Source organism: Candidatus Palauibacter scopulicola (genome assembly GCF_947581915.1).
Lineage (GTDB): Bacteria > Gemmatimonadota > Gemmatimonadetes > Palauibacterales > Palauibacteraceae > Palauibacter > Palauibacter scopulicola.
Genome location: NZ_CANPWG010000054.1, coordinates 38,927 through 60,257, shown reverse-complemented (window position 1 = coordinate 60,257; position 21,331 = coordinate 38,927). Strand labels below are relative to the sequence as shown.

General features: G+C 71.3%; 19 protein-coding genes. 15 read left to right on the top strand and 4 right to left on the bottom strand.

Going from position 1 to position 21,331, the window contains the following annotated elements:
* The 5 genes from RN743_RS10240 to RN743_RS16030 all read left to right on the top strand — a co-directional run bounded on the left by RN743_RS10240 (nucleotide 1) and on the right by RN743_RS16030 (nucleotide 4,056).
* A complete protein-coding gene (locus RN743_RS10240; RefSeq protein WP_310779635.1) occupies nucleotides 1–2,319 on the top strand; it encodes an acyl-CoA dehydrogenase in 2,319 nt (772 codons plus the stop codon).
* 85 nt (nucleotides 2,320–2,404) lie between these two features.
* Entirely contained in the window at nucleotides 2,405–3,133 is a 729-nt protein-coding gene (locus tag RN743_RS10235) for an ion transporter (protein WP_310779634.1), read from the top strand.
* A 91-nt stretch (nucleotides 3,134–3,224) separates the two neighbouring features.
* Nucleotides 3,225–3,530 carry a BrnT family toxin gene (locus RN743_RS16035; protein ID WP_343219019.1) on the top strand — a complete coding sequence of 102 codons (306 nt, stop codon included), beginning with the start codon at nucleotides 3,225–3,227 and terminating at the stop codon, nucleotides 3,528–3,530.
* A complete protein-coding gene (locus RN743_RS10230; RefSeq protein WP_310779633.1) occupies nucleotides 3,478–3,732 on the top strand; it encodes a BrnA antitoxin family protein in 255 nt (84 codons plus the stop codon). Before RN743_RS16035 ends, RN743_RS10230 begins: the two co-directional genes overlap by 53 nt.
* Nucleotides 3,733–3,828: 96 nt before the next feature.
* Complete coding sequence (locus RN743_RS16030; RefSeq protein WP_343219018.1) at nucleotides 3,829–4,056, top strand: type II toxin-antitoxin system HicB family antitoxin; 228 nt, start codon at nucleotides 3,829–3,831, stop codon at nucleotides 4,054–4,056.
* On the opposite strand, the gene RN743_RS10225 is transcribed toward RN743_RS16030, so the two are convergent.
* Nucleotides 4,023–5,018, bottom strand: a complete 996-nt coding sequence (locus RN743_RS10225; RefSeq protein ID WP_310779632.1) for an ADP-ribosylglycohydrolase family protein — start codon at nucleotides 5,016–5,018, stop codon at nucleotides 4,023–4,025. The genes RN743_RS16030 and RN743_RS10225 overlap by 34 nt on opposite strands.
* Nucleotides 5,015–6,814, bottom strand: coding sequence for an NFACT RNA binding domain-containing protein (locus RN743_RS10220; RefSeq protein WP_310779631.1), 1,800 nt, complete (start codon nucleotides 6,812–6,814; stop codon nucleotides 5,015–5,017). The genes RN743_RS10225 and RN743_RS10220 overlap by 4 nt, the downstream gene beginning before the upstream one ends.
* A 61-nt stretch (nucleotides 6,815–6,875) precedes the next feature.
* Between RN743_RS10220 and RN743_RS10215 the strand changes: the two genes are divergently transcribed.
* The gene (locus RN743_RS10215) at nucleotides 6,876–7,457 is read left to right on the top strand and encodes an HD domain-containing protein (RefSeq protein ID WP_310779630.1); all 582 of its coding nucleotides are present in this window, start codon (nucleotides 6,876–6,878) and stop codon (nucleotides 7,455–7,457) included.
* 222 nt (nucleotides 7,458–7,679) lie between these two features.
* On the top strand, nucleotides 7,680–8,195 hold the full coding sequence (locus tag RN743_RS10210) for a LytR C-terminal domain-containing protein (protein WP_310779629.1): 516 nt from the start codon (nucleotides 7,680–7,682) through the stop codon (nucleotides 8,193–8,195).
* Nucleotides 8,196–8,222: 27 nt separating this feature from the next.
* Here the strand turns inward: RN743_RS10210 and rlmN are convergent, their stop codons facing one another.
* Complete coding sequence (gene rlmN, locus RN743_RS10205; RefSeq protein ID WP_310779628.1) at nucleotides 8,223–9,293, bottom strand: 23S rRNA (adenine(2503)-C(2))-methyltransferase RlmN; 1,071 nt, start codon at nucleotides 9,291–9,293, stop codon at nucleotides 8,223–8,225.
* Between the two features lie 174 nt (nucleotides 9,294–9,467).
* Here rlmN and aspS point away from each other — a divergent pair, with 174 nt between their 5' ends.
* From aspS to meaB, 6 genes are all read left to right on the top strand, one after another.
* Nucleotides 9,468–11,246, top strand: a complete 1,779-nt coding sequence (aspS, locus tag RN743_RS10200; protein ID WP_310779627.1) for an aspartate--tRNA ligase — start codon at nucleotides 9,468–9,470, stop codon at nucleotides 11,244–11,246.
* 2 nt (nucleotides 11,247–11,248) lie between these two features.
* Nucleotides 11,249–12,226 carry a PhoH family protein gene (locus tag RN743_RS10195; protein ID WP_310779718.1) on the top strand — a complete coding sequence of 326 codons (978 nt, stop codon included), beginning with the start codon at nucleotides 11,249–11,251 and terminating at the stop codon, nucleotides 12,224–12,226.
* Nucleotides 12,223–14,718, top strand: coding sequence for an HDIG domain-containing metalloprotein (locus RN743_RS10190; protein ID WP_310779626.1), 2,496 nt, complete (start codon nucleotides 12,223–12,225; stop codon nucleotides 14,716–14,718). The genes RN743_RS10195 and RN743_RS10190 overlap by 4 nt, the downstream gene beginning before the upstream one ends.
* A complete protein-coding gene (gene ybeY / locus RN743_RS10185) occupies nucleotides 14,715–15,233 on the top strand; it encodes an rRNA maturation RNase YbeY (protein WP_310779625.1) in 519 nt (172 codons plus the stop codon). The genes RN743_RS10190 and ybeY overlap by 4 nt, the downstream gene beginning before the upstream one ends.
* Before the next feature lie 79 nt (nucleotides 15,234–15,312).
* Nucleotides 15,313–16,674 carry a magnesium transporter gene (mgtE, locus tag RN743_RS10180; RefSeq protein ID WP_310779624.1) on the top strand — a complete coding sequence of 454 codons (1,362 nt, stop codon included), beginning with the start codon at nucleotides 15,313–15,315 and terminating at the stop codon, nucleotides 16,672–16,674.
* A complete protein-coding gene (gene meaB / locus RN743_RS10175; protein WP_310779623.1) occupies nucleotides 16,671–17,678 on the top strand; it encodes a methylmalonyl Co-A mutase-associated GTPase MeaB in 1,008 nt (335 codons plus the stop codon). Before mgtE ends, meaB begins: the two co-directional genes overlap by 4 nt.
* Here the strand turns inward: meaB and RN743_RS10170 are convergent.
* Complete coding sequence (locus RN743_RS10170; protein ID WP_310779622.1) at nucleotides 17,665–18,516, bottom strand: transporter; 852 nt, start codon at nucleotides 18,514–18,516, stop codon at nucleotides 17,665–17,667. The genes meaB and RN743_RS10170 overlap by 14 nt on opposite strands.
* 137 nt (nucleotides 18,517–18,653) lie before the next feature.
* Between RN743_RS10170 and RN743_RS10165 the strand changes: the two genes are divergently transcribed.
* Nucleotides 18,654–20,321, top strand: a complete 1,668-nt coding sequence (locus RN743_RS10165) for a methylmalonyl-CoA mutase family protein (protein WP_310779621.1) — start codon at nucleotides 18,654–18,656, stop codon at nucleotides 20,319–20,321.
* Nucleotides 20,322–20,410: 89 nt separating this feature from the next.
* Nucleotides 20,411–21,322, top strand: coding sequence for an NINE protein (locus tag RN743_RS10160; protein ID WP_310779620.1), 912 nt, complete (start codon nucleotides 20,411–20,413; stop codon nucleotides 21,320–21,322).
* Nucleotides 21,323–21,331 lie beyond the last annotated feature (9 nt).

The window sequence follows — 21,331 nt, the reverse complement described above, 5'->3', positions numbered from 1 at the left end:
GTGGCGGGTCCGGGGCCCACTGCCGAGCCGGGGTCGCTCGCCTTTCATCCTCTCCTCTATGTCGCGTGGGCCGACGGGGAACTCGCGGCCGAAGAACTCGCCATGCTGCGCGGGCACCTGCGCCAGGCGGGGGTTGCCGAAGGAGCCCTCGCGGAGTGGCTCGATCCCGACGCGCCCCCGTCGGCGGAGCGGCTCCTCCACCTCCTCGATGAGGTGCGGCGGCGGGCGGCGGACATCTCGCCCGAGCGAAGGCGATCCCTCACCGAACTCGGCATCGCGATCGCGAAGGCCGACGGCGCCCACCCCACGCGGGAGGAGCGCGCGGCCATCCTCCGCATCGAGGAGGCGCTGGGTCTGGGCGGTCCGGACGCGGTGGCGACGCTCTTCGACCCGGTGCGCCCGATCGCGCCGCTACCCGACGTCCAGCCGCGGTTCGACCCGGGCGCGATGGCGCGCTTCCTCGGCGGCCCCGCTCCGGAGACCCGGCAACGTGTGCGCGCGCTCCTCTCGGACGGACGGTTCGAGACGGTCGCCGGCCTCTCGACCGACGACTACCGCGCACGCGTCTCAGAGTGGTGCCGGGTGCTCGCCGACGAGGGACTCGGGGCCCTCAGCTATCCCGCGGAGTTTGGGGGCGGGGACGATCCGGCGGCCTTCCTCGCCACCTTCGAGACGCTCGCCTTCTTCGACCTCAGCCTGCTCACGAAGTTCGGCGTCCAGTTCGGGCTCTTCGGCGGCAGCATTCACCAGCTCGGGTCCCGGCGACACCACGAGAAATACCTGAGGGACGCGGGCACGCTGGCGCTCCCGGGGTGCTTCGCGATGAGCGAGACGCTGCACGGGTCCAACGTCCAGGACATTCAGACGGCGGCGGTCTACGATCACGGGACGGAGGAGATCGTCGTCCACACCCCGGTGCCGGGAGCGCGCAAGGACTACATCGGGAACGCCGCGCGGGACGGCCGGCTTGCCACGGTGTTCGCGCAACTCGAGGTCGAGGGGGAAGGGCGCGGCGTACACGCGATCCTCGTCCCCATCCGCGGCGAAGACGGGGAGCCGCTGCCCGGCGTGACGATCGAGGACTGCGGGGAGAAGCTCGGCCTGAACGGCGTGGACAACGGACGCCTCCACTTCGATCGCGTGCGCGTGCCGCTCGGGAACCTCCTCGACCGCTTCGCCTCCATCGACGACGACGGGGCCTATCGGAGTCCGATCGCGAGTCCGGCCCGCCGCTTCTTCACCATGCTCGGCACCCTCGTCAGCGGCCGGGTCGCCGTGGGGAGCGCGGCGCTCAGCGCGACGAAGGTCGCCCTCACGATCGCGGTCCGGTACGGCGCGCGGCGCCGGCAGTTCGGTGCGTCCGGCGAGGCCGAGCGCATCCTGCTCGACTATCCCGCCCACCAGCGGCGACTCCTCCCGCGCCTCGCCACGACGTACGCGCTCAACTTCGCCCTCCACGACCTGCAGGCCGAGTACCTGGCCGCCGTGACGGCGGAGGCGGGGGGCTCCGGCGAACCGGAGGCAGGGGATATGGCGCGGCGGCGACGCCTGGAGGCGGCTGCGGCCGGGCTCAAGGCCTGCGCCACGTGGCACGCGACGGACACCATCCAGGCATGCCGCGAGTCGTGCGGGGGGCGCGGCTACCTCGCGCACAACCGGTTCGCCGCGCTCAAGGCGGACAGCGACGTATTCACGACCTTCGAGGGCGACAACACCGTCCTCATGCAACTCGTGGCGAAGGATCTCCTCACGGGCTTCCGCCAGCAGTTCGGGGATCTCGGCGCGCTCGGGATCGCGCGCTTCGCCGCCGCCCGCGCCCGCCGCGCGATCGCCGAGCGCAACTGGATCATCGCACGGAAGACGAGCGAAGCCCACCTCCGCGACCCCGGCTTCCAGGACGCGATTCTCGACGCCCGCCGCTCGGACCTCGTGCTTTCGCTCGCGCGGCGGGTCCGGCACCGGATCGCCCGCGGGATGACCGCGTTCGATGCGCTCACGGACTGCCAGCACCACGCGCTCACGGCCGCACGGGCCCACGTCGAGTGCGAGATCCTGCGCTCGATGACCGCCGCCGAGCGGCGGACGCCGAGTTCCGGCGTCGCGGAGTGGCTCGAGCGGCTGCGCTGCCTCTATGCGCTCGCCGCGATCGAGCGCGAGGCGGCGTGGTTCCTGGAGCAGGGCTACCTGGATCCCCCCAAGAGCAAGGCCATCCGCCGCACCGTGACCGCGCTCTGCGCCGAAATCCGCCCCCAGGCTCTCCCCCTCGTCGACGCCTTCGACGTCCCCCAATCCAGTCTCGGAGGCTCCATCGGCCTCTAGCATGTCCTGATTCGGAGTCAGGCTCCGGATCGGGACACTCTGGCAGCCCGCAACCGCAACTCCGAACACACTCTCGGGAGGCAGCATGACAGAAGCAGATCGACCACCTCCGACCGCGTCACCGTATCAGATCTTCATGCTGGTCTGCTGCGTGCTCGTGCTCGTGGCTCTCGTCCTGGAACTCGCGCTGCCGCTGGACCCCGAGATCCTGCGCATCCTCTTCTACGCGGACACGGCATTCTGCGTCGTCTTCTTCGCGGACTTCCTCCTTTCCCTCGCTCGGGCCAAGGACCGCAAGCGATACATGCTCACCTGGGGCTGGATCGATCTCCTCTCCAGCCTGCCCGCCATCACGGAACTCCGCGCGTTCCGAATCGGCCGCGTACTGCGGATCCTGAGGTTCCTCCGCGCCGCGCGCGCCGCGAGGGTCGTCGGCTCGTTCTGGATGGGACGGCGGGCACAGACCACGGCGCTCGTCGCCGTGTCCGTCGCGATCCTGACGGTCGTGGGCGCGAGTATCGCCGTCCTTTACCTCGAGCGGGCGGCGGGGGGCGAGATCGGCTCGGGTCCGGCTGCGCTGTGGTGGTCCTTCTTCACGGTGATGACAGGCCAGCAGGGCGACCCGTTTCCGGTCACCGCGGCAGGGCGCGCCATCGGCCTCGCCCTCATGACGGTCGGCGCGGCGCTCGTCGGAACGCTGACCGCCACGCTGGTGTCCTGGGTGATCCGGCCGCGGGAGGACGCGAAGGACCGCCAGCTGAACGCGATCCGCGAGGAAATGGCCGCGATCCGAGCACTCCTCGAGGCCCGCTGACCCGAAGCCGGGCGGCGCCGGAGAAAGTCTTGCCTTTTCGATGCCATAGAACTACAATTGTAGCTACAGAATGGCGGAACGTTCCTGAGGGATGGGGAGTGAGGTGGGGTCGTATGAATGGGATCGCGAGAAGAGCGAGGAGAACCGGCGTAAGCACGGGCTGAGCTTCGACGATGCTCCCATCGTCTTGGGCGGTCCGTGCTTGACCTTCGCAGACACTCGTTTCGAATACGGAGAGGAACGCTACATCACGTTCGGTTTCTTGCGCGGTCGAATGGTGGTCATCGCACACACTCCACGTGACGAGACCACACGGATTATTTCGATGAGAAAGGCCAATAGCCGTGAGCAACGAGCCTATCAAGAGCGATCTGAAGCGAATCGATCGGATGCGTGATGACGATATCGATTACTCCGATATCCCCGAGGTCAACGCAGCCTTCTTCGAGACCGCCCGTGTGGTGGTTCCGCCTGGCAAGAAGCAGGTCACGGTCCGCCTGGACAGCGATGTCCTGACGTGGTTGAAGAGTCAGGGCAGGGGCTATCAAACCCGGATCAACGCCATCCTGCGCGCGTACTACGAGGCCCACGCAGAGTAGTCGACACTACACAGGTAGCCTCTGCGCCAGGTCCAACGCGTTGACCGGCCCATACACCTTGGGGCGTGGTCGCCCTACGCCGGAGAGACGCCGGGGATGAAATACGCGGTGATAGTCGAGAGAGCCGGAAACAACTATTCGGCATACGTCCCGGACCTGCCCGGTTGCGTCGCGACCGGGGACACGAGGCGAGAGGTTGCCCGGAAGATGCGGGAGGCGATCGCCTTCCATCTCGACGGTCTGCGAGAGGACGGAGCGCGGATCCCGAGCCCGCGGACTGTCGCCGGACGTCAGCTCGCTGGGGGTTCCGGGCGTAGGAGTTGAGTGGCGAGGTTGAGGGCGTCGGTCGGCCAGTACACCTTCGGGCGCGGGCGCCGGACGCCGGGTCGGCCCGCTTCCGGGCGGCAGCGGAGGATCGGCCCGGTCCAGCGCGCGGGCACCGCCTCCAGCCCGTGGACCGCGCCCAGGAGCGCCCCGCAGATCGCGGCGTTCGTGTCGGTGTCGCCGCCCCGCATCACGCTGTCGATGACGCCTTCCTCGAGCGATGGGGCGTGCCGCAACTGCCACAGCGCGTTACGGAGCGCGATCAGGACCCAGCCCATGTGCGTCATGTAGTCGTCCGGCGGCCCGGCGGCGGCCGCCGCGACGCACTCCCGCACCGCCGCGCAGATCTCCTCCTCGTTCGCCCACGCCGCGATCCGTTCGTACAACTCGCGCGGCGTCGGGCCGCTGTCGATCGCGTGGGCGAGCGCCATCGCGAAGAGGGCGTTCGCGTCGAGACAGACGCGGTTCGGGTGCGTCAGGCGGGCGTCTTCCCGCGCCCAGCGCGCGACGGTGTCGAGTGGATGACGGGAGCCGAAGATGCCCAGCGGAGCGATGCGCATGAGCGCCCCGTTGGCCTGGCTCTCGCGGCGCGGATTTCCGAGCAGGCCGTCGCGGATCGTCAGGCCGCAGTCGAACGGGTCCGAGTCGAGCCACTCGCAGTAGGCGCGGTTCGCCGCCTCCGGGTCGTACGTGCCGCGAGCGATCAGCGTGCGCGCCAGCGCGAGGGCCATCTCGGAGTCGTCCGTCGGCTGCCCCGCCTGCGTGTCGAACGTGCCCCCGTCCCGGAGGTCGCGGATCCCCTCGGGATGGAGGTCGCGGATGTCCTCGGCCGACTGGAACTCGACGAGGCTGCCGAGCGAATCGCCGGCGATCTGGCCGATGAGGCAGCCGCGGGCGCGGTCGAGCTTCGGGTCCCGGTCACGAGACGTTCCCGCGGGAACGTCGGCCGCCTTCGCGTTCATGCGTCCTCCGTGCGCCGGGCCATCGCCTTCACGAGGTCCGAATCCGGTTCGACGAAGATGGTTTGCACGCGGTCCGCGGTCACCGTGCCCGGCGGGGACTTCCGCGGCTTGCGGACGTACTTGCGGCGGGTCCAGATGACCGGGGCCGTGCGGTTGTGGCGGGCGCCGCTGTGAACCGCCGCCGCGGTCGCGGCCTCGAGCAGGTCGCGGCGCGGCGGGTTCTCGTCCCTTCGCCCCCAGCGCAGAATGACGTGCGCGCCCGAGGCCTGAGAGGCGTGCAGCCAGATGTCGTCCGGTGCGGAGTGGCGGAAGGTGAGGTCGTCGTTGTCGCGGGGGCCGCGCCCGACCCGGATCTCCAGCCCGCCCGAGGACCGGAGCCGCGTGTAGGGTATCCGGAGTTCGGGCCCCCCGGCCCGTGTCCCGCCCGCGCGGGTGCGCACCGGCTTCCCCCCGGCCGCGGACCACAGGGCGTCCGATGGGCCGGACTCGGCGAGCCGCTCCAGGTGGGCGTCGAACTCGGCCGCGCGCTCACGGGCCGTCGCGACCGCGGCGGGCAGCCGCTCCAGCGCGCGCTCCCGGCGCCGGGCCTCGTCGAAGAAGGCCTCCGCGTTGGCGACGGCATCGCGGGCGGGGTCGAGCGCGATCTCGCGCGGAGCGCCATCGAAGTCCGGCAGCGTCACGGCGGAAGCGCCCTTCGGCACCTCATCCTTGCGGGCGAGAAGGATCTGGCCGAGGAGGCGGGGCTCGTCCGGCGGACCCGCCGCGGCCAACTGCCGCTCGAGCGCGGCGGCCCGGCGCCGGTGCCGCTTCCGGCGGGCGCGGAGGCGCTTCCGGATCTGCGCGGCTTCGTCCCCCGCGTCGTCGTCGTCGGCCGCCGCGGGGAGGGCCTGAAGCGCGGGGGCGGGGCCGCCGCCGGGGGCGAGCAGTTGCGCGGCCGCGTTCAGCAGTCCGGCGGCGGACCCGCTGCCGGCCCCGGCGGGGTGCGGATAGGGCTGGGGGCCCCACGGGCGGTCGAGCACGAAGGCCGGCCGGGGCGGCGCGCCCGGCGCATCGGACGCGGCCGGGTCGCCCGAAGGCGCCGCCGCGAGCGCGTGCAGGGCCCGGTATCGCGCGTACGACTCCGCCGGGTCGGAGCCGGCCAGGATCCAGTCGACGTTGAGCGCGCTCGTCCACGCCCACGTCCGCAGCACCGCCCGCCGGCGGTCGGCCTCGTCTCCCGCCAGCACGGCGGCCCATTCCGCCTCCGATGGCGGCGCGTCCACCGCTCGCCGCGCGGACGAGGGCGGCACGTACGGCGCCCCGCGACGCAGCGAGCGGTCGCCCGCATCCCGCGCCAGGAGCGCCGCTTCGATGCGCCACGCCGGGCGGGAATCGCCGCCGGGCTCCCCGGCACCGGACTCCCCGGCGGCGGACTCCGCTCGCCGGCAGTGCAGGGCGTTCCGGCGGCGGGCCGGGAGTTCGATCGCCAGCATCTCCCACGGCCGCCCCGCCCGGTCCCCGAACGTCAGGAGCAGGGCCCGCTCGTCCGCCGGCGCCCGCGCGTCCACGAGCGACAGGCGTCCGACCCGGAGCCTCTTCCCCTCCACCCCCGAGGCCGGCGCATCGGCGCCGAGTTCGAGGATGTACCCATGCAGCGGATGCAGCATCGCGACGAGCCGCGACCCGTCCTCGAAGACGAGTTCCACGGCGCGCCGCCCCGATGCCATGCGGAGGCCGGCGATCCGGACGCCCCGCCAGCGGTCGAGGATCTCGCCGGCGAGGGCCCGGGCGAGGAGGGAGTCGTATCGGATGCCCATTGCAGGTATATTCGGGACCCCGCGCGATCCCGACAAACTCACCGATCGAGACGAACCTCACGTGGACAACCTGCACCCGATCATCCACGCGGCCGGCGCCGAGGAACGCCTCCCCGACTGGGCCGTCATGAGCCCCGCGCGCATCCGCCATGCCGGACGCGTCGGCACGTTGATGGGCGACTGGGCGGAAGCCCTCGGGCACGGCGCGGCGACGCGGATCCGCTGGCGCGCGGCGGGCCTTCTGCACGACGCGCTCAAGGAGGAGGGTGTGGACGTCCTGCGACCCCTCGTCAACGGAGCGGAGGAGTGGCCCGACGCGCTCCTCCACGGTCCGGCGTGCGCGAGCCGGCTGCGCGCGGACGGTGTCGACGACGAGCCGCTCCTGCGAGCCATCGCCTTTCACACCACCGGACACCGGGATCTCGGCGCCCTCGGGCAGGCCCTCTACATGGCCGACTTCCTGGAGCCGGGCCGCCCCGCCTCGGCCGAGGAGCGCGCCGGCCTGCGCCGCCGCATGCCGGACGACTGGCACGCCGTTCTGGTCGACGTCGCGACCGCGAAGATCGGCGTTCTCATCGACGCCCTGATCCCCGTTTCCGCCGTCACCGCCGGGTTCTGGGAGGCGATCACCGCCCCGCGCTGACGGCCCGTTTTTCGCAAATCGCCAAACGGTTGATTAGATTGCCGGGGACGGCGGGACACACGTGGTTTGAGGCGGGGTGGCCGGCACGGTCGATGGGCGGACGGGAGGACGACGGGAGGCGACAAAGTGCTTTCGAGGTCCAGACGGCGGTCCAGGCGGGAAACTCGACGAGGTCCCGAGGGTCGTGCCCGCTATCGCAGGCGGCAGGGCGCTTTCCAGCGAGTGGCTTCCGCGTTCCGGGGACTGATCACGACGGCGATCCTCATCGGCGCCGGCGCCTTCATCGGTCTCTTCTGGGAGGAATGGAAAGTCGTGCGGCTCGCGGTGCTCGCCGGGGCCGGACCCGTACCGGCCGCGACCGCGGCGGGCGCGGGGGAGGACGGTCCCGCAGCGACGGATTCGGCCACCGGGGAGATTCCCGGACGGGGCGACTTGACGGACCGGATCAAGGTCGAAGTCCTCAACGGGGCCGGCGAGAGGGGGCTCGCGCGTCAGTTCGCCGACCGGCTCCGGCTGCTCGGCTTCGACGTCGTCGCGACCGGTAACGCCGAGCACTTCGACCACGAAGTCACACACGTCCTGGATCGGTCGGGCCGTCTCGGCGCCGCGCTCGCCGTGGCCCGCGAGCTGAGTACCGACTCGCTCGCCGTCGCCATCGATCCCGAGCTCTTCCTCGATGCGAGCGTGGTCGTGGGGGGCGACTGGTCCGGCCTGCTCGTCAACCTCGGAAAGGACTGAGCCGCACCCGCGTTCCGGCGGCAGGCATCAGCTCTCCCGCGCCAGACGCAGCTGTCCGCACGCGGCGGCGATGTCCCGTCCCCGCGGCCTCCTCACCGCATTTCCCACCCCTCGCGCGGCCAGCGCCTCCGAGAAACGCGCGATCCCCTCGGCGGAACTCGGCCCCCACTCCGGACGCGACGGAATCGGGTTGAAGGGGATGAGGTTCACGAAGCAGATGAGCCCCCGTGCCAGCCTCGCCAGCGGCTCCGCCAGCGCCGGGTCGTCGTTCACCCCCCGGATGAGCGTGTACTCGAAGCTGATGCGCCGGTTCTTGTAGCTCTGGTACGTGCGCAGGGCGTCGAACAGCTCCGGCAGCGGGTAGCGCTTCTCGATCGGCATCAGCTCCAGCCGCAGTTCGTGGGACGGCGCGTGCAGCGAGACGGCGAGTTCGAACGGCTCCGATCGCCGGGCGAGTTCCAGAATCCCGGGGATGAGACCGACGGTCGACACGGTGATCCGCCGAGCCCCGAGACCGAACCCTCCGTGCAGCGACGCGAGCGATCCGATGACCCCATCGAGGTTCGCCAGCGGTTCTCCCATCCCCATGTACACGACATTGGAGATCGGGCTTGACGCGCGCCGCCCCATCTCCTCGCGCGCGACGCGTAGCGAGTCGCGGTACTGGGCCACGATCTCGGCCGCCCTCAGCTGGCGCCGGAACCCGAAGTCGCCGGTGGCGCAGAAGCGGCACGCGAGCGCGCAGCCGGCCTGCGACGAGAGACAGAGCGTGAGGCGGTCGCGCGTCGGGATGAGCACGGACTCGACCCGCTCGCCGTCGTCGAGCCGCCACAGGTGCTTCACCGTCCCGTCCTTCGAACGGGCGACGAAGTCCGGTTCGATCGGCGTGAGCGAAAAGACCGCCTCCAGCGCTTCCCGGAGGCCGGCGGGGAGGTTCGTCATCTCGTCGAACGAACGCGCGCCCCGCTCCCAGACCCACTCTTCGACCTGCCGCGCCCGGTACGCCGGCTCTCCACGCGCCGCGAAGAACGCCCCCAGCCGCTCCCGTCCGCCGTCTCCCGGCTCCGCGAGCAGTTCCGCTCGTGTGCTTTCCGTCATCCCCCGCTTCCCGATCCCCCGCTTCTTGCTGGCGTTGCCGAAAATCGGCTATCTTTCGCAGCGTTCCGCACTTCTCAGACCCGATTCCGAACCGATTCCCTGGCGCCGCGAGTTCTCCTGACCAAACTATCGCCACCGACCGAACGACGTGAGCCGGCCTCCCTCGAGACCGCCTTGCGCGACGCCGGCTGCGGGCAGGTCGAGGCCTCGTGGTCCGGACGCGAAGTCCGGGTCATCGGGTGGGTACACCGCCGACGGGACCTCGGAGGGCTCTTCTTCGTCGACCTGCGCGACCGGACCGGCCTGCTCCAGCTCTCCTTCGGCCCGGAGTGGTCGGACGCCGCCTGCCTCGAGCTCGTGGCGGAGCTGAACCCGGAGGACGTCGTGCAGGCGACCGGCGTCGTCGCGCCGCGCCCCGAGCCCAACCCGGACATGCTCACGGGCGAGATCGAGATCCGCGTGTCGAGTCTGCGGCGGGTGTCCGTCTCCGACCCGCTCCCGATCCTCGTCTATCAGCCGCCGGACGAAGAGTTGCCCTCGGAGGAACTCCGCCTCAGGCACCGGATTCTCGACCTGCGCCGTCCGGAGATGCAGCGCAACCTGAGGCTCCGGCACGTGGCGACGAACGCGGTGCGCGCCTCGCTCAGCGAGCAGGGATTCGTCGAGATCGAGACGCCGCTCCTCACTCGGCAGACGCCGGAAGGGGCGCGGGACTACCTCGTCCCCAGCCGGGTCCACCGGGGCCGGTTCTTCGCCCTCCCGCAGTCGCCGCAGCTCTACAAGCAGCTTCTCATGTGCGGCGGCTTCGACCGCTACTTCCAGATCGCGAAGTGTCTCCGGGATGAGGACCTGCGGGCGGACCGCCAGCCGGAGTTCACGCAGATCGACGTGGAGATGGCGTTCGTCGAGCAGGACGACGTCTTCCGCGCCGCGGAGAAGATGTTCGCGCGCATCTGGCGGGACGGGCTCGATCGAGACCTTCCCGTGCCCTTCCGGCGCCTGCCCCACGCCGAGGCGCTGGAGCACTACGGCACGGACAAGCCGGACCTCCGCATCCCGTGGGAGATACGGGACTTCACGGACGCGCTCACCGGCATCGGCTTCGGCATCTTCGACGGCGCCGCGCGGGCCGGCGGACGCGTCCGGGGACTCGTCCTGCCGGGCGGCGCGGCGCTCTCCCGCTCGCGGATCGCCCACTACGACAAGCTCGCGCAGGAGGCCGGCGCGAAGGGCGCCCTGTGGCTCAAGCGCACCGCGGACGGCTGGTCCGGCCCGCCCGCGAAGGTCGTCGGCGAGGAGGTCGCGGGCAGGCTCGAAGCGGAGTTCGGGGTGGAGGAGGGCTGTCTCGTCTTCTTCGTCGCCGGCCGCGACGCGGAGAGTTCGCCCGCCCTCGACCGGCTGCGGCGCGCGGCGGCCCGGGAACTCGGCGCCGTGGACGAGAGCGGCGAAGCGTGGCTCTGGATCACGGAGTTCCCCCTCTACGAGCGGGATCCCGACACCGGCCTTCCCGTGCCGGCTCAGCACGCCTTCACCATGCCGGCGGACCCCGACCCCGAGCGCCTGCGCGAAGATCCGCTCTCCGTGAACGCGATCGCGTACGACATCGTCTACAACGGGATCGAGTTGGCGAGCGGGAGCATCCGCTGCCACCTGCCCGAGGTTCAGCGCGCCATCCTCGAGGCGACGGGGCTCACGCCCGGGGAGGTCGAGGCGCGCTTCGGCTTCCTGCTCGAGGCGTTCCGCTACGGCGTACCGCCGCACGGAGGGTTCGCGGTCGGCGTGGACCGCCTGGTGTCCGAGATGGCCGGCTGCGCGTCCATCCGGGACGTCATCGCGTTCCCGAAGACGGCCGCGGCCCGGGGCCTGCTCGAGCGGTCGCCCTCGTCCGTGACCCCGGCCGAACTCGACGAACTCGGGATTTCCGTGACTGGCGAAGCCGGGAACGGCGCTTGAGCGTGGCGACGGAGCGGCGCCTCTCCATCGACGGGGCCGACCAGCAGTTGCTGGCCGGCGTGAACGACTCGAACCTCACGACGCTGGCCCGCCACTGCGACATCCGCGTCGTCCTCCGGCGCGACGAGATGATCCTCTCCGGGCCGGAGGCGGACGTGGATCGCGCCTCCCCCACCGCGCGGCGCATGATCCGCTACGCGCGGCTGCGGCGTCCCTTCGATGCGGTGGATGTCGAGCGTTTTCTCGAAGCGCCCGCCGACGGCGATGGCGGCTCGCGGAAGTCCGCCGGCGCCCGGGGCTCCGATAGACGGTCCGCTAAACAGGAGGTCGCGCTGGCGGGGGCCCGGCGCGCGATCCGGCCCAAGTCGCCGGGGCAGGACAAGTACCTGGCCGCGATGCGCGAGCGGGACATCGTCGTCGGCATCGGCCCGGCCGGCACCGGAAAGACCTATCTCGCCGTCGCCGCGGCGGTCGAGGCGCTCAACCGGAAGCGGATCCGCCGCATAATTCTTACGCGGCCCGCCGTCGAGGCCGGCGAGGCGCTCGGTTTCCTGCCCGGCGACATCCGCGAGAAGGTCGACCCCTACCTGCGCCCGCTCTACGACGCGCTCGAGGACATGATGCCGCACGACCGCGTCCGCCGCGCGATCGAGGACCGCGTGATCGAGGTCGCCCCGCTCGCCTACATGCGCGGCCGCACGCTCTCAGACGCGTTCCTCATCCTCGATGAGGCGCAGAACGCGACGACCGCCCAGATGAAGATGTTCCTCACCCGGCTCGGGCTGAACTCGAAGACCGTGATCACGGGGGACAAGACGCAGATCGACCTCCCGCGCCCCGAGGATTCCGGACTCCTGGAGATCGAGGAAGTCTTGCGCGACGTGGTCGGGATCGACTTCGTTTACCTGGATGACGCGGATGTCGTCCGGCACCGACTCGTGAAGGAGATCATCCGCGCGTACCGGGAGTCCGAGCGTTGAGTTTCTTCGGTCGCGTCCGAGACTACCTGCGCCCCGTGAACCGGCCGCCGGCCGGCGGGCGCCGGGACGCGTGGGTCCACCACGGGTTCCGGGCCGGGATGGTCGCCGTCATCGCCCTCGCCGTCCCCCTGATGTTCCCGCAGAGCACGCCGGGCGGGTTCGACGGCATCGACCCCGGCAGCGTCGCCCGGCAGACGATCAACGCGGACTTCGACTTTGACGTGCCGAAGGACCCGGACCGCCTGCGGGAGCAGCAGGACGACGCGGAGGCCGGCGTGACGCCGAGGCTGCGCTTCGAACCCGCGCGCGCGGACAGCAGCGTCGAGCGCGTCAATGCCTTCGTCGCCCAGCTCGACTCGGTCATCCCCGCGGCGCAGGCGCGGGTCGAGGAGGAGGAACTCCCGGCCGCCGCCGGCGCCGCGCTCGTCCGGGACGAAGTGCGGCGGATCGCGGGCGGCATCGGGATCGACCTCACCGCCGAGGGGGTGATCGACTCGCTGCAGGTCGACTACCTCCTCGATGGAGCGTCGCGCGGCGCGCTGCGCGATGAACTCGCGGCGGCCTTCGAGGGACTGCGCGAGGGCGTGATCCGCGAGAGCGAACTCGCGGACATCAGCGCGGCGAACGTCGTCGTGCGCGAGGGATCTGCCGGCGACGACCGCGTGCGCGCCGTCGCGGACCTCGTCCGGCTCGGCGACTTCACGCGGGCGGCCCGGGAGGGGGCGGGAGAGCGGTTGCCGCCCGGCGGCGCGGCGCTCTTCCAGCAACTCCTCCTCATGGGGCAGCCGACGCTGCGCATCGACCAGGACGCGACCCGGCAGGCGCGCGAGCAGGCCCGCGCCGCGATCCCCCAGGTCGAGGGCTTCGTGCTCGAGGGAGAGCGCATCATCACCGAGAACACGGTGGTGACGGAGGAGGAATACCGCCGGCTCCTCGCCTACCAGGCCCAGATCCTGGAGCGTGGAGGGACGCGCACGACATCGGACTTCCTCCGCAGCGTGGGCATGGTCCTTCTCGTCGTGAGCATGCTCGGGATTCTCGTCTTTGCGACGTTCCGCTTCCGCCGCGACATCTACGAGGCTCTGCCCAGCTTCACCGTCCTGCTCGGGCTCGTCGTCATCGTGATGGCGGCGGCCGGCGCCGTGGCCGCCACGGAGGGTTCGCCCGCGCTCGTGCCGGTCGCGTTGGCCGGCCTCCTCGCGGCGGCGCTGTTCGACAGCCTCCTCGGCCTCGTCGTCGTCTCGACGATCACGGGGATCCTCATGGGCCAGCCGCACTTCTCGGGACTCGCGGCCCCGATGGTGACCGTGGCGGGCGGGGTCACGGCAGCCTTCGCGGTCCACACGATCCGCACGCGCTCGCAGAGCTGGGTCCTCGTCATGCTGATCACCGCGGCCTACGTGGGGGCCGGCCTCGTGCTCGTCCTCACGGGCCACTACGCGCTGGGCGAGATGGGGTCGACCGCGGCGCTCGGGTTCCTCAACGCCACCGTGTGCGTCGGACTCGGCGTCGGCGTCGGCCTCCCGCTGCTCGAGGCCTTCACCGGGCGGACGACGGAGGCGTCGCTGCTCGAACTCTCCGACATGAACCGGCCGCTCCTGAGGCGGCTGGCCCGCGAGGCGCCCGGCACGTACGCCCATTCCATCAACGTGGCGAACCTCGTCGAGGCGGCCTGCGAGGCGATCGGGGCCGACGCCGTCCAGGGCCGCGTGGGGGTCTACTACCACGACATCGGGAAGCTCGAGCGTCCACAGTACTTCATCGAGAACCAGCCCCGGGGGCTGAACCCGCACGACCACCTCACGCCGTGGCAGAGCGCCGAGATCCTGCGCGACCACGTGCGCCACGGGCTCGTCATGGCCGAGGAGGCGCGCCTGCCCGAGGTCGTGAAGGACTTCATCCGCGAGCACCACGGGACGCAGCTCATCCGCTACTTTCTCGAGAAGGCGCGCGCCCTCGAAGGCGTCGCGGAGGTGGACCCGAGCGACTTCGCCTACCCCGGCCCCAAGCCGCAGAGCAGGGAGACGGGCGTGGCGATGCTGGCGGACGCGGTGGAGGCCGCGTCGCGCGTCCTTTCGAACCCGAGTCCCGAGCGCATCCGGGCGCTGATCGACCGCCTCGTGGAGGACCGGATCGACTCCGGCGAACTCGACGACTGCCCGCTCACGTACCGCGACGTCCGCATCGTCAAGCGGGAGTTCGCCCACGTCCTCACGGGGCTCTATCACCACCGCATCGACTATCCGAAGCCGGCGGGGCCCGGCGAAGCGCCCGGCGGTCCCGGTGCGCCGCCCGCTGGCGGGCGGCCGGAGAAGCACGGAGTGGAGGAGGCGGCGGCGACCGCGGGGGAGAAGGCGGCGTCGGCGCCGATTGACCTTGAGCAGGCCGCGCAGGGCGACACCGGCCCCATCCCGGCCCTGGACTCACTCCCGGATGGGGACACGGAACCGGCCGCGGAGCCGGAAGGAGTCGCAAGCGGGCGGACGGATTGACCGAAGCCGTGCCGTCCGAGATCCGCATCGACTTCCCCTCCGGCGGGGCCGAGGGTTGGCGGGGTCCCTCCGAGGCGGAGTTGAAGGCGGCCGCGCGGGCGGCCCTGCGCACGGGGCGCGCGGACCGGGCCCCCGGGGAGGGCGCGGACGACGGCACGGGCCAAGGCCCGGGCGAGAGCGCCGAGCTTTCCATCGCCTTTCTCCCGGCGGCGGCCATGCGCGCCCTGAACCGGGACTACCACGGGGTCGACGCCCTCACCGACGTGCTCGCGTTCGGGCTCGGCGAGGACCCGCTCGTCGGCGACATCTACATCTCTCCGGACGCCGCCGAGGCTTCCGCGGGCGAGCTGGGGCTCGATCCGGGCGAGGAAGTCCTGCGCCTCCTCATCCACGGCGTCCTCCATCTGCTCGGGCACGACCATCCGGAAGGCGAGGCGCGCTACGCCTCGCCGATGTTCGAACTCCAGGAGCGGCTGCTCGCGCGGCTGCTGGCCGAGTTTCGCGGCCGCGCGTAGCATTCCCCGTCCTCCGGGGCCTCCCCGAAGGCCCTGAGCCGCGAACCGCCCGCCTCCGCGGGCCGGCGCCCGAGCGAGCATGCACGAGCACCTGGAAGAGCAGCTCCACCTCCTGATCGAGGAGGTCCGCGTCCGCCTCGAGGCGGGCGACGGGGACGCGCTCCGCGCGTTCCTGGAACCGCTGCATCCGAGCGACATGGCGGACGTGCTCGAGCACGTCGAGGAGGGGGAGCGCATGGCCCTCCTCCAGCTCATCCCCGCCGCCCTCGCGTCGGACTCCCTCGCCGAGATGGAGGAGGAGGAGAAGCCGGGCGAACTGCTCGCGAGCATGGAGCCCGAGCGGATCGCCGAAATCGTCGAGGAACTCGCCGACGACGACGCGGCCGACCTCATCGGCGAACTCGACCCGGAGGAGCGGGACCGCGTCTTCGAGTCGATGCCGGACGAGGAGGAGCGGGAGATCCGCGAACTGCTCGAGTATCCGGAGGAGTCCGCGGGCGGGATCATGACCCGCGAGCTGTGCGCGGTGGACTCCGAGGCGACGGCGGCCGCGGCGATCGAGGAACTGCGGGGGCAGGTGGAGGGGACCGGGGACCTCTACACCGTGTTCGTCGTCGGGCGGCGGGGGCGGCTGCGCGGCGTCGTCACCCTGCGGGACCTCGTGCTCGCCGCGCCGGAGACGCGGATCTCCGACCTGCTCCAGGAACCCCCGGCCGTGGTTTCGGTGGACCTCGACCAGGAGGAGGTGGGGCGGCTGCTGTCCCGCTACAACCTCGCCGCGATCGGGGTCATCGACGACGAGGAACGGCTCGTGGGGCAGATCACCTTCGACGATGTGATCGACGTCGTCGAGGCGGAGGTCACCGAGGACATCCTGCGCTTCGCCTCGGTGTCGGACGAGGAGCAGTTGCGCGGGACGACGCTCGGCGCGATCCGGAGCCGGCTGCCGTGGCTCGCGGTGAACACGCTCACGCTGTCGGTCGCCGCGGTCGCGGTGTGGCTGTACCGCGACACGATCGAACAGATGGCGATCCTCGCGGCCGTGATGCCGGTGATCGCGGGACTGGGCGGAAACGCGGGCACGCAGGCGCTGGCCGTCACGATCCGCCGCATCGCGCTCGCCGACGAACTGCCGGAGGAGCGCTGGTCCGCCGTGGTCAAGGAACTTGTCGTGGGCCTGGTGAACGGGCTCGCGATCGGGCTGCTCGTGGCGCTCGTCTCGCTGCTGCTCCCCAACACCGGGGCCATCTTCGGGCTCGTCGTGATGATCGCGATGTGGGGGAACCTCGCCGTGGCCTCGGCGCTGGGGGCGTTCTTCCCGATCCTGCTCGAGCGGTCCGGCGTGGACCCGGCGATCGCCTCGTCGGTCTTCGTCACGACCTTCACGGACCTGTTCGGGTTCGTGCTGCTGCTGGGGCTCGCGACCCGGTTCCTCCTGTGAGGCCGACGTTCGATGCGGGGGGGCTCGCCGGGCGCATCGCGGGCGGCGAGCCCCTGGCGCTGGCCCGGGGGATCTCGCTCGTCGAGAACGAGAGCGACGGATTCGAGGCGCTTCTCGAGCGGCTGGACGGGCGCACCGGACGCGCGCGGCGCATCGGCATCACGGGGCCGCCCGGCGCCGGCAAGTCGACGCTGACGGCGGCACTTACGCGGCGTTACCTCGACCAGTCTCTCAAGGTCGGGATCGTCGCCGTGGACCCGACGAGTCCGTTCACCGGCGGGGCCCTGCTCGGCGACCGCATCCGCATGGGAGAACTCGCCACCGAGCCCGGCGTCTTCATCCGCTCGATGGCGAGCCGCGGGTCGCTCGGCGGCCTCGCGACCGCGACGCGGGAAGCCGCCGACCTCATGGACGCGGCGGGTTACGACCGCGTGATCCTGGAGACGCTCGGCGTGGGCCAGGCGGAACTCGACATCGCCGTCTCCGCCGACACGACCGCCGTCGTCCTCGTCCCGGAGTCGGGCGATGGGGTGCAGGCGATGAAGGCCGGGCTCATGGAGGTGGCGGACCTCTTCGTCATCAACAAGTCGGACCGGCCCGGCGCGGACCGACTGGAGAAGGAGATCGCGATCATCATGTCGATCCGCTTCGCGAACCGCCCCCCGGCCGGCGCGGGCGCCAGCGCGAGTGGCTCCAACGACGCCGACGAAGTCTGGCGCATGCCGATCACCCAGACGGTCGCTTCGGAGGCCCGCGGGATCGAGGAGTTCGCGGGGCACCTGGACCGGCACTTCGACTGGCTCCGGTCCACCGGAAGGCTCGAGGCGAACCGCCGCGCCGCCCGCCTGCGCCGCGCGCACGACGCGCTCCTTCGCCGCTCCCAACGCGACGCGCAGCGGATCTGGCGCGCCGCCTCTCCCGAGGCGCTGGATTCCGGCGCCTCCCCCTACGCGCTCGCGCGCCGGCTGTACGAGGAGTTCAGGGAGGGTCTCAGGGGAACCTGACGACGAGTCCCGTCCCCGCGAAGAAGCCCGTCGCGGACTCGTTCAATCCCAGGCCGGCGCGGATGTCCCACTGGAGATCGTCGCCGAAGCTCCACGTGAAGCCGCCATTCGCGTAGTGTTCCGCGCGGGTCCCCCTCGCCTCCGTGTGGAAGAAGGCGAACCACTCCGCGTAGACCCCGGCCCGCGCGCCCACCGAGAACCCGGCCACGGCCGACTGCGCCCACTCCGCGTACTCCGCCGCTTCGCCCCGGGGCCCTCCGCCGCCGGCATCGCTCAGCGCCCGGTTCACCTGCGTGCTGCCCGCCAGCGAGACGTCCTCCGAGAGGTCCCAGCCGTAGATGAAGTTCACCCCCGGCAGCGTGCGGTCGCTCGTGAACGCATCGCTCCCCGTGGGGACGGTCACCTGGGGCAGGACCGCCAGCGCGGGCCGCAGCCCTTCCTGTTCGGCCAGCAACAGCTTGGTGCCCAGGTAAAGGTCCTCCATGCCGGTCTCGGTGAAGCTCCGCCCGTCCGCCCCCGCGCCCACGGACACGGGGCTCAGGCCCAGCCGAAGTTCGAGTCGCTCGCCGAGCACCCCGATCCGCAGGAGAGGCTCGCCCAGCGAGTGCGTCCACACGCCGCCGCGCCCGCCGCCCCCGCTGCTGTCGCCCGGCCGGTCGTACTCATACGTGTAGCCGAACTCGAGCTGGACCACGCCGCGCCCCACGGTGGCCGCCGCCTCGGTGAAGTCCGGCCGGTCCGCCACGAGCGGTCCCCGCTGCCCGTGCGCGGACCCGGTCGCCATCGCGAAGAGCGAGCCGATCGCGAGGGTCCCAACCATCCATCGTCTGCGCATCATCCTGCCTCTCTCAGGCGTTCGCGGCCCGGTGTGGTCTGCACGGGCACGTTCCCGCGGGAACGTCCGTTCCCTACTTTGGGAGCCGGTAGCGCGCGGCAGGGAGGCCGCGGCGTGAGCCCGACGATACAGGACGGGGCATGAGCAAGCACGGTGCGCTGAGCGATCAACTCGAGCTGTGGGAGGCGGTCTTCCGCCAGGCGCCGCAACGCGACGACACCAGCTTCCGGAGCATCTCCGGGCGGGAGATCAAGCCGCTCTACACCCCCCTCGACGCCGGCGACACGGGCCCCGCGGGCTACCTGGACCGGCTCGGCACGCCCGGCGAGTTCCCGTTCACGCGCGGCCCCTACCATTCGATGTACCGCACGAAGCTGTGGACGATGCGCCTCTTCTCCGGCTTCGCCACCGCGCACGAGACGAACGAGCGCTACAAGTACCTCCTCCGGCGCGGACAGACCGGCCTTTCCGTCGCCTTCGACTTCCCCACCCTCATGGGATACGACTCCGACGACCGCCGCTCCGAAGGAGAAGTGGGGAAGTGCGGCGTCGCGATCTCGAGCCTCGCCGACATGGAGACGCTCTTCGACGGGATCCCGCTCGACCAGGTCTCCGTGTCGATGACGATCAACGGGCCCGCCCTCATGCTGTACGCCTTCCTCCTGGTCACGGCGGAGAACCAGGGGGTGCCGCTCGACCGGGTCCGGGGCACGATCCAGAACGACATCCTCAAGGAATACCAGGCGCAGCACGCGTGGATCTTCCCCCCCGAGCCCGCGCTCAAGATCATCGCCGACATCTTCGAGTGGTCGGCGGACGCCGCGCCGCGCTTCAACACGATCTCCATCTCCGGCTATCACATCCGCGAGGCGGGGGCGACCGCCGCGCAGGAACTCGCCTACACGCTCAAGAACGGCTTCACCTACGTGGAGCGGGGCATCGAACGCGGGCTCGAGGTGGACAGCTTCGCGCCCCGGCTCTCCTTCTTCTGGGACGTGCACAACGACTTCTTCGAGGAGATCGCCAAGTTCCGGGCGGGCCGCCGCATCTGGGCCCGGCACGTGCGCGACGTGTACGGGGCCCGGGATCCCCGGAGCCTGCGGCTGCGGACGCACGCCCAGACGGCCGGCGTCTCGCTCACCGCCCAGCAGCCGCACAACAACATCGTGCGGGTCGCGTACCAGGCGATGGCGGCGGCGCTCGGCGGCACACAGTCGCTGCACACGAACGCGATGGACGAGACGCTCGCGCTCCCCACGGAGGAGGCGGCGAAGATCGCCCTCCGCACCCAGCAGATCCTCGCCTACGAGACCGGCGTCCCGAACACGATCGATCCGCTCGCGGGCTCCTACTACGTCGAGTCGCTCACGGATGAACTCGAGGCGGAGGCGGAGGAGATCTTCCGCGAGATCGACGACATCGGCGGGGTCGTGTACGGGATCGAGTCCGGCTACTTCCAGGCACAGATCGCGGCTTCCGCGCGCCGCTTCCAGGACGAGGTGGAGAAGGGGACGCAGACGATCGTGGGCGTGAACCGCTTCGAGGATGCGGAAGAGCCCCCGATCGAGATTCTGAAGATCGGGGAGGAGGCCGCCGCGAAGCAGGAGGCGCGGCTGGCGGATCTCCGCGCGCGCCGCGATTCCGGCGCGGTCGAGCGGGCGCTCGAGACGCTGGGGCGGGCCGCGCGCGAGGACGAGAACCTGCTGCCGCCGCTGCTCGACGCCGTGCGGGCCTACGCGACGCTGGGCGAGATCCGGATCGTGCTGGAGAAGGTGTACGGCCGCTTCAAGGAGCCCGTGGCCTTCTGAAGCGACGAAACCGCGCCGCCGGGACCTCCGACGACGCCTCCGACGACACCCTGTTCGGGCTCTCCGCGCTGCACCAGGGCCCGCCGCAGGTGCCTGGGCGGGGCGACCTCGACTTCTCCCGGGCGGTGCTCGACCAGCTCTACAGCTACCGGCCGAAGCGCGAAGGCATCGCCTATCCGCTGTGGCTCCTGACGGGGATCTTCGGCGGCCACCGCTTCTATCTCGACCGTCCCGGCACCGGCCTCCTCATGCTCCTCACGCTCGGAGGTGCGGGGCTGTGGTGGCTGCTGGATGTGCTCCTGATTCCGCGCATGGTGCGGAAGTTCAACGAAGACCAGGCGCGGCGGCGCTTCCTCGGCCTGCCGCCCCGCCAGCTCGCCTTCATGCCGGCCAAGGGGGAGACGCTCCCGCCGGAGCCGCACTGGGCCGCCAAGCGGGGGACGCGCGTCCGCCTGGTCGCCGACTCCGTCGTGATGATGCTGGCGGGCGGATCGATGGGCGCCTTCGCGCGCGGCTTCGGGATCTACGAGCCGATCGTCGCGGCGCTCGCGCTCATCGCGATCACCCTGCTGGGAACGCGCTGGGCCGCCCTCTCCAACCTGCCAATCCTGCGGGGGTTCGACCGCTGGGCGCACCGGCTGCGCCTGTTCTACTACACGAACGATCCCGGCGGGGCCGTGTCGCTCGCCTTCCGCCAGGTGCTGGCCGCGTTCGCCATCCTCCGCAGGCGCCGGCGCGCCGAGGCCAAGCTCTACCTGCAGTTCGGCGTCTGGTTCACGATCATCTTCACCGTCTTCGACATCATCGAGGCGAGCAGCGGCACGGGGGGCTTCACGTTCTCCCTGGTGCAGGACTTCTACATGACGCTGTTCGCGACCTACGCCTTCGCCGCCCCGATCGGGGCGATCCTCAACAAGCACGTCCTCCTCCAGCGCAGCGACCGCGTGATTTGGGTGCTGAGCGGCGTCGCCGTACTGTTCATCGTCACGAGTCTCTTCTGAGCCACGGTG

Coding starts and splice junctions, on each gene's coding strand:
- RN743_RS10170 (WP_310779622.1), bottom strand. CDS start 18,516: ATGATGCGCAGACGATGGATGGTTGGGACCCTCGCGATCGGCTCGCTC.
- rlmN (WP_310779628.1), bottom strand. CDS start 9,293: ATGACGGAAAGCACACGAGCGGAACTGCTCGCGGAGCCGGGAGACGGC.
- RN743_RS16030 (WP_343219018.1), top strand. CDS start 3,829: ATGAAATACGCGGTGATAGTCGAGAGAGCCGGAAACAACTATTCGGCA.
- RN743_RS10235 (WP_310779634.1), top strand. CDS start 2,405: ATGACAGAAGCAGATCGACCACCTCCGACCGCGTCACCGTATCAGATC.
- RN743_RS10220 (WP_310779631.1), bottom strand. CDS start 6,814: ATGGGCATCCGATACGACTCCCTCCTCGCCCGGGCCCTCGCCGGCGAG.
- mgtE (WP_310779624.1), top strand. CDS start 15,313: ATGCACGAGCACCTGGAAGAGCAGCTCCACCTCCTGATCGAGGAGGTC.
- RN743_RS16035 (WP_343219019.1), top strand. CDS start 3,225: ATGGGGAGTGAGGTGGGGTCGTATGAATGGGATCGCGAGAAGAGCGAG.
- RN743_RS10225 (WP_310779632.1), bottom strand. CDS start 5,018: ATGAACGCGAAGGCGGCCGACGTTCCCGCGGGAACGTCTCGTGACCGG.
- RN743_RS10165 (WP_310779621.1), top strand. CDS start 18,654: ATGAGCAAGCACGGTGCGCTGAGCGATCAACTCGAGCTGTGGGAGGCG.